At 58.1% G+C, this 11,010-nt stretch carries 8 protein-coding genes and 1 tRNA gene; 4 read left to right on the plus strand and 5 right to left on the minus strand.

The window, feature by feature from the left end:
- Positions 1-72: 72 nt before the first annotated feature.
- Positions 73-747, minus strand: coding sequence for a TetR/AcrR family transcriptional regulator (locus FN828_RS18060; protein WP_185959085.1), 675 nt, complete (start codon positions 745-747; stop codon positions 73-75).
- A 264-nt stretch (positions 748-1,011) separates the two neighbouring features.
- Between FN828_RS18060 and FN828_RS18065 the strand changes: the two genes are divergently transcribed.
- Complete coding sequence (locus FN828_RS18065) at positions 1,012-1,812, plus strand: thioesterase family protein (protein WP_185959086.1); 801 nt, start codon at positions 1,012-1,014, stop codon at positions 1,810-1,812.
- Positions 1,813-1,828: 16 nt separating this feature from the next.
- Here the strand turns inward: FN828_RS18065 and FN828_RS18070 are convergent, their stop codons facing one another.
- From FN828_RS18070 to xsc, 3 genes are all read right to left on the minus strand, one after another.
- Complete coding sequence (locus tag FN828_RS18070; protein WP_142494772.1) at positions 1,829-2,284, minus strand: MarR family winged helix-turn-helix transcriptional regulator; 456 nt, start codon at positions 2,282-2,284, stop codon at positions 1,829-1,831.
- Positions 2,285-2,362: 78 nt separating this feature from the next.
- A complete protein-coding gene (locus FN828_RS18075; protein ID WP_142494773.1) occupies positions 2,363-3,391 on the minus strand; it encodes a YeiH family protein in 1,029 nt (342 codons plus the stop codon).
- Between the two features lie 4 nt (positions 3,392-3,395).
- Positions 3,396-5,174, minus strand: a complete 1,779-nt coding sequence (gene xsc, locus FN828_RS18080; protein ID WP_142494774.1) for a sulfoacetaldehyde acetyltransferase — start codon at positions 5,172-5,174, stop codon at positions 3,396-3,398.
- A 136-nt stretch (positions 5,175-5,310) separates the two neighbouring features.
- Here xsc and FN828_RS18085 point away from each other — a divergent pair, with 136 nt between their 5' ends.
- The 3 genes from FN828_RS18085 to metH all read left to right on the plus strand — a co-directional run bounded on the left by FN828_RS18085 (position 5,311) and on the right by metH (position 10,138).
- On the plus strand, positions 5,311-6,240 hold the full coding sequence (locus FN828_RS18085) for a LysR family transcriptional regulator (protein ID WP_142494775.1): 930 nt from the start codon (positions 5,311-5,313) through the stop codon (positions 6,238-6,240).
- A gap of 119 nt (positions 6,241-6,359) precedes the next feature.
- Positions 6,360-7,412, plus strand: a complete 1,053-nt coding sequence (locus FN828_RS18090; protein ID WP_142494776.1) for a homocysteine S-methyltransferase family protein — start codon at positions 6,360-6,362, stop codon at positions 7,410-7,412.
- Positions 7,409-10,138, plus strand: a complete 2,730-nt coding sequence (metH, locus tag FN828_RS18095) for a methionine synthase (protein WP_142494777.1) — start codon at positions 7,409-7,411, stop codon at positions 10,136-10,138. Before FN828_RS18090 ends, metH begins: the two co-directional genes overlap by 4 nt.
- Before the next feature lie 689 nt (positions 10,139-10,827).
- Here the strand turns inward: metH and FN828_RS18100 are convergent.
- Positions 10,828-10,904, minus strand: a tRNA-Met gene (locus FN828_RS18100).
- Positions 10,905-11,010 lie beyond the last annotated feature (106 nt).

An 11,010-nucleotide genomic window follows, 5' to 3' on the forward strand; every position in this document is an offset into this window, starting at 1 on the left:
CTTTCGGGCAAAACGGGGCTGGCGGCCTGCCAAAGCGGGCCGAGATTGGCGATCAGGTTTTGGACAGCGGCGTTAGTTCGGGCCGGGTTTCAGCGGCACGGGGGCGGCAATGTGAATGGAAGCGCTCAGCTCATGCGCGGGGTTGGCGGCCAGACTGCGGGTGGCCAGTTCGATCAACGCGTCGGACACGTCATCCGCGCTCCATGCGCCATCGGGTTTGTACCATTTTGTCACCCAATGAACCGACCCCAGCAGCATGAACACCGCCAGTTTCGGGTTCAGCGGCAGGATCGAGCCATCCTGAACCCCCAATTCGACCAGCCCCCGCAAACGGGTTTCAAACGCATCGCGGCGGGCATAGATCGTTTCCGCCTCGACCCCTTGCAGCGCGTTTTCTTCGAGGATCAGAACCGGCACGCCCAGTTCCCCGATCATTTCGGATAAGTAGGCGGTCATGGCAATGCGGACCTTTTGCAGCCCGGTCGTACCTTGGGCCGCACCGCTCTCCAGCGCCTTGTCACCAATATCCATTGCTTCTTCGTGGCAGGCAAACAGCAGGTCGTGCTTGTTGCGGACGTAGCGGTACAAGGCGGGCTTAGTGACACCCAGCCGATCTGCCACATCATCCAGCGTCGCCCCGTGACACCCCCGACGCGAAAAGATGCGCGCAGCTTCGCGGATGATCGCCTTGCGTTTCAAATCCTGTTGTTCGGCGCGGTTGGGGACCGCGTTCGCCCAGCGTGGCATGTGTATCCTCCCTGCCCGTGCGAACATCTGCCCACGGGATAGACACAGGGTTTGACAGGTTGGGCTTCTTGTCAATTTATTTTTGTTACTTTCTGGTAACTTTAATTACCAAATTGTTATTATTTGATTTTTCAAAGCCCAATTAGGGATGATGGTTCCCAAATCGGAACAGATCGCCTTTTGACCTTGCGTCGCACAATACGGTTTGCGCTTGCTGCGGGCGTCACAATGCCTTGCAATGCCTGCCGGGAACGAGGACCGAAAATGACAGATGATACATTAAAAACACTGGCCGATCTGGTGGCCGACATGGATGGCGAACCGGGGCGGTTGACCGCTCATATCCCCGCAAGCTGGATGCAAGGGCGCACGGCCTTTGGCGGGATTACGGCAGCGCTGGCGCTGGCGGCGGTACGCGCCAGCCTGCCGGACCTGCCAATGCTGCGGTCGCTTCAGATGACCTATATGCGCCCAGTCAGCAAGGACGTGATCTTTGCGGTTGAGCTGATCCGGGCCGGGCGCAGCGCCAGCTTTGTGCGGGTTGACTGCTATAGCGACGATGCCTTGGGGGCGCAGGCAATTTTTGTCTTTGGTGCGGCGCGCGACAGCAAGCAAAAGCATCAGATCCTACCGCCCCCCGCAACATTGCCCGCACCGGAAAGCTGCCCTGATTTCACCCGCCGCAAAAACGCACCGGGATTTGTGAGCAATTTTCAGATGCGCATGGCCGATGGGGACAGGCTGATTTCAGGATCGGATCGCCCGGAATTTTCTGTCTGGGCGCGGTTGATTCATTGTAACGGCGTGGCCCCGGATGTGGCGCTGACCTGTCTGGCCGATGCGCTGCCACCTGCGGCAATGACAGGGTTCACCGCCCCCGCCCCGATCAGCACAATCACATGGGGCATTGATTTCGCCCATATCCCCGATCCCGATAGCTGGGTGCGCATTCGGACCTCCAGCCGTCAGGCGGACGAGGGCTATTCACTGCAAGACATGGATTTGCGGGATGAATCGGGGCGGTTGCTGGCATCGGCACAGCAATTGGTGGCGCTGTTCGACTAACCCACCGGGCCGCCCGCTATCGCTGCGCGGCGGCCTTTTGCAAATTCTTACGCATCACGGTCAGCGCCTTTATCACGGTGGCAAATTCGGCATCTGACAGCCCTTCATTTGCGATCTGATCAATGTCGCGGACGGTACGGGTCATGGTTTTCACAATCGCCAGCCCCCGGTCCGTGGCCCAAATCCGGTTCGAGCGGCGATCTTCGGGATCAGAGCGGCGTTCGACGTAGCCTTGTGCCTCTAACTTGTCGATCAACTTGCTGGTGGTGACGGGTGCCACCTGCATCCGCTGGGCAATATCGGCCTGCCGCAGCCCGTTTTCACGGAACAACTGCACCAGAACAAACCCTTGTGACATGGTGACGTTATGGGGCTTCAACAGGCTGTCAAAAATCAACTGACGAAACCGGGCAATATCCTGAAACACCGGGCTATAGTCTTCGTTCAGCGACGATTTCGGGGCATCTGTCACGCCAGTATTCCAGTTCTGCTTATATAATTTGGATACCGTTATACCCCGGCGGCGCAGTGGAACAAGCACGCGAAAGGATCAGCCCCCAAGTGCCAGCATCCCGCCCATCACGAAAAGCGCGATAAACACGGTTTCCGCAACGATCAGAACAATCGCCTGAGTACCGATTTCAAACACGTTCTTCAGCGCTGTTTTCATCCCCACTGCTGCAATCGCAATCAGCAGCGCCCATTGCGACAGGCCCGACAGGACCGGGATCAGCGCCGCAGGCACCAGCCCCAGCGAATTCAGCGCCCCAAGGATCAGGAACCCCACCACGAACAACGGCAGGATCGGCGGGCGTTTGCCTTTGGTCTGCGCACCTTGGCGTCGCACAATCAGCGAAATCACCAGCACCACCGGGGCCAGCATCGCCACCCGGATCAGCTTGACCAGTGTCGCGACATCGCCAGTATCTTCGGAAATTGAATATCCTGCCCCGACCACCTGCGCCACATCATGAATTGTTCCCCCCAGAAAGACGCCGGATTGTTCCGGGGAAAACTGAAACATGCCTGCCAGCACCGGATAGATGATCATCGCCAGCGTCGACAAGACGGTGACACCGATCACGGTAAAGATCAGGTTGCGTTCGGACTCATCGTTCTTGGGCAGCACGGCGGCAATCGCCATCGCCGCGGATGCCCCGCAAATGGCCACCGATCCACCCGTCAGCACGCCAAAGCGCGTCCCCCGCCCCAGCAGCCGCGCGACGACAATGCCGAACAGGATGGTCAGGATCACCCCGGCAATCACCAGCCCAATCAGGTGCGGGCCAAGATCCAGCATAGTTTCCACACTGATCCGCACCCCCAGCAGCGCCACACCAAAGCGCAGCACCGTGCGGGCGGTGAATTCGATCCCCGGTTTGCAAACCCCGCCTTCGGACAGGAAGTTCATGGCGATGCCCAAAAGCAGCGCCATCAGCATCGCGGGTGCGCCGTAATGTTCCGACAGAAACTTGGCCGCAGCCGCCAGAACCGCCGCCACAAGGAAGCCCCGGAAATTCGTTTGCACGAACCGGGAAATCCCCTGAGGCGAAAAACGCAATGCGGCAGTTCCGGTCATTGCATTACCCCTGTTGCGGGCGCATGTCGGCCGCATCAATCCCGGCCACGACAACAGGTTTCTTCATCGCATCCCGGCGGAACGGTTCGCCCAGTTCCTGATTGATCATCGCCTCGATCAGCGTGGTTTTGCCGTGTTCCATCTGGTCCTTGATCGCGGCATTCAGCGCGTCGGTCAGTTCGTCCATCGTGCGGGCGACGACACCTTGCAGACCGCAGGCGCGGGCAATCCCGGCATAGCTGACCTGTTCATCCAGTTCGGTGCCAACGAAATTATCGTCGAACCACAGGGTCGAGTTCCGCTTTTCCGCGCCCCATTGGTAGTTGCGGAACACGATCTGCGTAATCGCGGGCCATTCGCCCCGTCCGATAGCCGTCAGTTCATTCACCGCGATGCCAAAGGCCCCATCCCCGGAAAAACCCACAACCGGCACATCCGGGCAGCCAATCTTTGCGCCGACAATCGCAGGCAGGCCATAGCCACAGGGGCCAAACAAGCCGGGGGCCAGATATTTGCGGCCATCTTCAAAGCTGGGATAGGCATTCCCGATCGCGCAGTTATTGCCAATGTCGGATGAAATAATCGCCTGTTTCGGCAATGCGGCCTGAATGGCACGCCACGCCATGCGGGGGCTCATCCATTCGGGTTTGTCGGCGCGGGCGCGTTCGTTCCATGTGGTGCCGGGATCGTCCTCTTCATGGTCCATACCAGCCAGTTGTTGCGCCCATTTCGATTTGGTCTGTGCAATACGGTCGCGGCGTTCGGTGCGGCCCGCATCCCCGGCCCCATCGGCCAGTTGCGCCAGAATACCATTGGCCACGCGGGTCGCGTCGCCCACGATGCCCACGGCGATTTTCTTGGTCAGGCCGATCCGGTCGGGGTTGATGTCCACCTGAATGACCTGCGCATTGGCGGGCCAATAATCCAGCCCATAGCCCGGCAAAGTGGAAAACGGGTTCAGACGGGTGCCCAGCGCCAGCACGACATCGGCATCCTTGATCAGCTCCATCGCGGCCTTGGACCCGTTATAGCCCAGCGGCCCGGCAAACAGCGGGTGTGAACCGGGGAACGCGTCGTTATGCTGATAACCCACGCAAACCGGGGCATCCAGACGTTCGGCCAGCGCCTTGGACGCGTCAATCCCACCCTTGGACAGCACCACACCCGCGCCGTTCAGGATCACCGGATTTTTCGCGTTGGACAGCAATTCCGCCGCCCGCGCCACCGAATTTTCCCCACCCGAGGACCGTTCAAATTCGATCGGTTCGGGGATGTCGATAGCTACGATCTGGGTCCACATATCGCGCGGAATGTTCAGTTGCGCCGGGGCCGATGCCTGTTTGGCCTTGGCGATAACGCGGGTCAGCACCTCGGCCACGCGGGATGGGTCGCGAACCTCTTCCTGATAGGCGACCATATCCTCGAACAGCTTCATCTGTTCGACCTCTTGGAAGCCACCCTGCCCGATGGTTTTATTCGCAGCCTGCGGCGTCACCAGCAACAGCGGCGTGTGGTTCCAATAGGCAGTTTTCACGGCGGTCACGAAATTGGTGATGCCGGGACCATTCTGGGCGATCATCATCGACATCTTGCCGCTGGCGCGGGTGTAACCATCGGACATCATCCCGCCGGACCCTTCGTGGGCGCAATCCCAAAAGGTGATCCCGGCCTTTGGGAACAGGTCCGAAATCGGCATCATGGCCGACCCGATAATCCCAAAAGCATGTTCGATTCCATGACGTTGCAAGACTTTGACGAAGGCTTCTTCGGTTGTCATTTTCATGATCAGGCGTCCCCTTGTTGTACGATGCGCCACGTTGGGCGAAATTCTGACATTTATCGCCGGGATAGCTTGTTTCAAAGGTTGCGAAAATATAGATTTCTGCGCGCAAGGTTTGATAAATTGGAAACATTATATCATGGCAGGTCACGCAATCCTTCCGCAGATTGGCGATGCCGATCTGAAGCTGCTGCAAATCTTTCGCACGGTGGCCGAATGTGGCGGGCTGGCCGCGTCGGAAACCGAGCTGAATATCGGGCGCTCCACCATTTCCAAACACCTGTCCGATCTGGAACACCGGCTGGGGCTGCGCCTATGTGATCGCGGCCCGGCGGGGTTTTCGCTGACGGATGACGGAGCCAAAGTGTTGCAGGCCGCCGAAACGCTGCTGGGGGCGGTGTCAAACTTCCGGTCGCAGGTGAACGAGGTGAAAAAGCAACTGGTCGGCACCGTGCATCTGGCGATGTTCGATCAGTTCCTGACCAACCCCGAGGCCAATCTGGCCCATGCCATTGCCGAATTTAACGCCATCGCCCCCGAGGTTGAAATCGAATTGTCCCTGATGGCCCCCACCCAGATTGAACTACAGGTGATGGAAGGCGCGGTAGATATCGGCATCACCACCATGCACCGCACCAACAGCGCCCTGCATTATCTGCCGATCTATGGCGAGGATATGTTTCTGTACTGTTCCGATACCCACCCGTTTTTCGACCGCGCCCCCGATGGGTTGACGATGAATGATCTGAAGCAAAGCAATTTCGTGGGGCTGAAATTCAATTCCCCCAACCTGCAATTCAGCAAGAAACTGGGGGTTCGCACCACGGCGAAGGTACAGAATGAACAAACGCTGGCGCTGCTGGTGTTATCCGGCAGCTATATCGGGTTCCTGCCCGACCATCTGGCCGCCAGTTTCGTAGAAAAGGGCAGGATGCGCCGAATTTTACCGGACCATCTGTATTATCGCAGCCGGTTTGCCGCCGTCAGCCGCCGGTCCCCGCAGGTGAACCGGATTTCCCGGCTGTTTCTGGATATTCTGCATCGGCATCATATGAAGAACCCACAATAGGCGCGAAATTCGCCCTGATTGTGAAAGCCTCTCATAATCATTCGTCACAATATTCAATTTTCCTCATGTTGATAAATCTCTATAGTAGCTGCTCGCATACCGATGGGATTCTGACGACCATGCTTAACTTTTCCTTGCCCGAAGCCCCCTCTCTGGCGGTGTTACGCAGCCTTGCGGCGCAGCGTATTCTGGTCCTTGACGGGGCAATGGGAACAATGATCCAGGCCCTTGGCATGACCGAGGAGGACTTCACCGCGAATGGTCATATCCACGGGCCGGGGTGTCGGCATCAGTATCACCCGGACCACCCGCAGAAAGGAAACAACGATCTGCTGGTCCTGACCCAACCGCAAGCGGTTGAGGATATACAGTTTCAATTTGCGATGGCCGGGGCCGATATCCTTGAAACCAACACGTTTTCATCAACCACAATCGCACAGGCCGATTATGGTCTGGAATCTGCGGTCTATGATCTGAATGTTGCCGGGGCGCAGGTCGCGCGGCGTGCGGCGGACCGGGCAACACGCGAAGACGGCAAACCCCGTTTTGTCGCTGGTGCCGTAGGCCCGACAAACCGCACCGCCAGCATCAGCCCCGATGTAAATGATCCGGGGTATCGCGCTGTCACCTTTGATGACCTGCGAACCGCATATGGCCAACAAATAGACGGGCTGATCGCGGGCGGGTCGGATCTGATCCTTATTGAAACCATCTTTGACACGCTGAATGCTAAGGCAGCGATTTTTGCCGCCTTTGAAAGCTTTGCCAAGGCTGGGCGGCGCCTGCCGCTGATGATTTCGGGAACGATCACCGATGCTTCTGGCCGAACGCTTTCGGGGCAGACACCCACGGCATTCTGGCATTCTGTTGCCCATGCCCGGCCCTTTTCCGTTGGGCTGAACTGTGCGCTTGGGGCTGCGGCGATGCGTCCCCACATGGCCGAAATTGCAAGCGTCGCTACTTCGCTCACCTGCGCCTATCCCAACGCGGGACTGCCCAACGCGTTTGGCGCATATGACGAAACCCCGGACCAGACCGCCGCCCAAGTGGCCGACTTCGCGCGCGAAGGTATCGTTAACCTCGTTGGCGGATGCTGCGGCACCACGCCAGATCATATTCGTGCGATTGCGGATGCCGTCGCCTCTTTCCCCCCGCGCAAGGTACTTGCATGACCCCTTATCTGCGTCTTTCCGGGCTAGAGCCCTTTGTCCTGACCCCTGACATCCCTTTCGTGAATGTGGGGGAACGTACCAACGTCACCGGCTCTGCCCGGTTCCGTAAACTGATCGTAAACCGCGACTATGCCGCCGCGCTGGACGTCGCGCGGGATCAGGTGGAAAACGGGGCGCAGATCATCGACATCAACATGGATGAAGGCCTGATTGACAGCAAACAGGCGATGATCGAATTCCTGAACCTTATCGCCTCGGAACCAGATATCGCCCGTGTTCCGATCATGATCGACAGTTCCAAATGGGACGTGATCGAGGCGGGGCTGCAATGCGTCCAAGGCAAGCCCGTGGTGAACTCGATCAGCCTGAAAGAGGGCGAAGAGGCATTCCGCCACCATGCCGCGTTGTGCATGGCCTATGGGGCGGCGGTTGTGGTCATGGCCTTTGATGAAACCGGGCAGGCCGATACCTTTACCCGCAAAACCGAAATCTGCGCCCGTGCCTATCGCATTCTGGTCGAAGACATGGGCTTCCCGCCCGAGGATATCATCTTTGATCCCAACGTCTTTGCCGTCGCAACCGGGATCGAGGAGCACGACAATTACGGCGTCGACTTCATTGAAGCGACGCGCTGGATCAGAACAAACCTGCCCCACGCGCATGTTTCGGGCGGGGTATCGAACCTGTCGTTCAGCTTCCGCGGCAATGAACCCGTGCGCGAAGCAATGCACGCTGTATTCCTGTATCACGCCATCAAGGCAGGCATGGATATGGGCATCGTCAACGCCGGACAATTGGCCGTCTATGACCAGATCGACCCGGACCTGCGCGAAGCCTGCGAAGACGTGGTGCTGAACCGCAAACCCCGGAATGGCGGAACCGCAACCGAACAAATGCTGGACATCGCCGAACGCTTCCGGGGCGGTGCGCGCGAAGAAAAGATACGCGATTTGGCCTGGCGTGACTGGCCGGTTGAAAAACGGCTGGAACATGCGCTGGTCAACGGGATCACGGAATTCATAGAAGAAGACACCGAAGCCGCGCGCGCCGCCGCCGAACGCCCCCTGCACGTCATCGAAGGCCCGCTGATGGCGGGAATGAATGTGGTGGGCGATCTGTTCGGCGCGGGCAAAATGTTCCTGCCGCAGGTGGTGAAATCCGCCCGCGTGATGAAACAAGCCGTCGCAGTGTTGCTGCCCTACATGGAAGAGGAAAAGCGCCTGTCAGGTGGCGAGGGGCGGCAATCCGCTGGCAAGGTGCTGATGGCCACCGTCAAAGGCGATGTTCACGACATCGGCAAGAACATTGTTGGCGTCGTTCTGGCGTGCAACAATTACGAAATCGTGGATCTGGGCGTCATGGTGCCGCCGCAAAAAATCCTGCAAGCCGCCCGCGATGAAAACGTCGACATCATCGGCCTGTCCGGCCTGATCACGCCATCGCTTGATGAAATGGTGCATCTCGCCTCTGAAATGGAGCGCGAGGGGTTTAACATCCCGTTGTTGATCGGCGGGGCAACCACATCCAAGGTGCATACCGCCGTCAAGATTGCACCGCTATACGCAAAGGGGGCCGCCGTTTACGTGACCGATGCCAGCCGGGCGGTTGGGGTTGTCGGTGCGTTGCTTAGCCCCGCGCAAAATTCCGATTACGTTGCGGGCCTGCGCTCTGAATATGCCGATGTTGCGGAAAAGCACGAACGCGCGGAACGCGCCAAGAACCGCCTGCCACTGTCCAACGCACGGGCCAATGCGCTTCAACTGGATTGGGCCAACTATACCCCAACAGCCCCGTCCTTTATCGGCACCCACGTCCTACCGGACTGGGATCTGGCTGAAATCGCTCGTTACATCGACTGGACACCGTTTTTCCAGACTTGGGAATTGCGCGGCGTGTACCCAAAGATTCTGGACGACGAAAAACAGGGCGAAGCTGCCCGCGCGCTGTTCGCCGATGCGCAGGATATGCTACAGCGGATCATCGCAGAACGCTGGTTCACACCGCGCGCAGTGGTGGGGTTCTGGCCCGCCAATACGGTTGGCGACGATATTCATCTGTTCACCAATGCAGACCGAAACGAAAGACTGGCGACCTTGCACACCCTGCGCCAACAAACCGCCAAGCGCGGCGACCGGCCCAATCTGGCCCTGTCAGATTTTGTAGCCCCCGAAGGTAAAGGCGCGGATCATGTGGGGGGATTTGTCGTCACCGCAGGCCCGGAAGAGATCGAAATCGCCCAACGGCTGGACAAAGCCAATGACAACTATGGTGCTATTTTGGTGAAGGCGCTGGCCGATCGCATTGCCGAAGCAATGGCTGAAATGTTGCACGAAAAGGTGCGGCGCGAATTCTGGGGCTACGCACCGGATGAAGCCTTTGATCCTCAGGCCTTGATTGGCGAACCCTACAATGGCATCCGCCCCGCGCCCGGCTATCCTGCCCAGCCCGATCACACGGAAAAACGCACCCTTTTCAGCTTGCTTGACGCCGAAGCCGCGACCGGCGTCGCCCTGACGGAAAGTATGGCGATGTGGCCGGGGTCATCTGTGTCCGGGCTGTATATCGGTCATCCTGACAGCTATTATTTCGGCGTCGGAAAGGTCGAGCGCGATCAGGTAAAAGATTACGCGCACCGTAAAGGCATGAGCTTGGACGAGGCCGAGCGCTGGCTGGCCCCCGTTCTGAACTACATCCCCGCTGCGGCCAATAGCAAATCAGCCGCCTAGCGTCAGGGGACGCGGTGCAACATATCTGTATGGTGGTGCCGGGCCGATGACGTGCCTGACTTTCCCGAAGCTGGGCAGTCATTGACTGCGCAGCGTGCCATGCAGTTTGAAAAATAGGGGGCAAACCGCGCCGTCAGCGCATCGCCCCCTTAACTATACCATGCCCCAAAACAAGCCCCCAAAGATACACCCCCGACCCTTATGACATTGGGATAAAGGGAAAAATACCCGATTCCAGTGATTGTTCGGTGCCGTCAGAAAGTGGGAACAATTAGCATCTAAGCGTCCAACCCATTTCATGTTCGTGATCTCATCCCGCGAAATCACAAGAGGGAGGCGTGACAAAGGTGGCTCATGCCAGTTCGGAGGGAAAATGCGCAAGGAGTTACGCAGCATCGTTGACTACTGCAAACGCGAGGGACTTGCGGTGCAAGAGGTCAAACTAAACGGCAAGCACGCCAAGATTTTGTGCGCCCAAGGCACCGTAGTCGTTCCAACGACACCAAGCGAGTATCGTTCCATCCTAAATACACGCTCGTATATACGGCGACTAGCCGGAGCCACAAAAAAGGTGTACCGGGTAGGGTTGGGCTTGTATCAGGTGGCACGAAGACAGTTGGCTTTTCGGACACTTGTCGGACACAAACAAAAAGGCCTCGAGCGTGTTGTTGCTCTGAGGCCTTTTTTATTGGTTGCGGGAGTAGGATTTGAACCTACGACCTTCAGGTTATGAGCCTGACGAGCTACCGGGCTGCTCCATCCCGCGTCAATATTGTACGTATATAGAGATTATTGGTTATTGCTAGGTTTGGCGGTTACCTACTCTCCCACATCTTGAGATGCAGTACCATTGGCGTAAGAGCACTTAACTT

The sequence above is a fragment of the Thalassovita litoralis genome (assembly GCF_900182725.1).
GTDB classification, from domain to species: Bacteria; Pseudomonadota; Alphaproteobacteria; order Rhodobacterales; family Rhodobacteraceae; genus Thalassobius; species Thalassobius litoralis.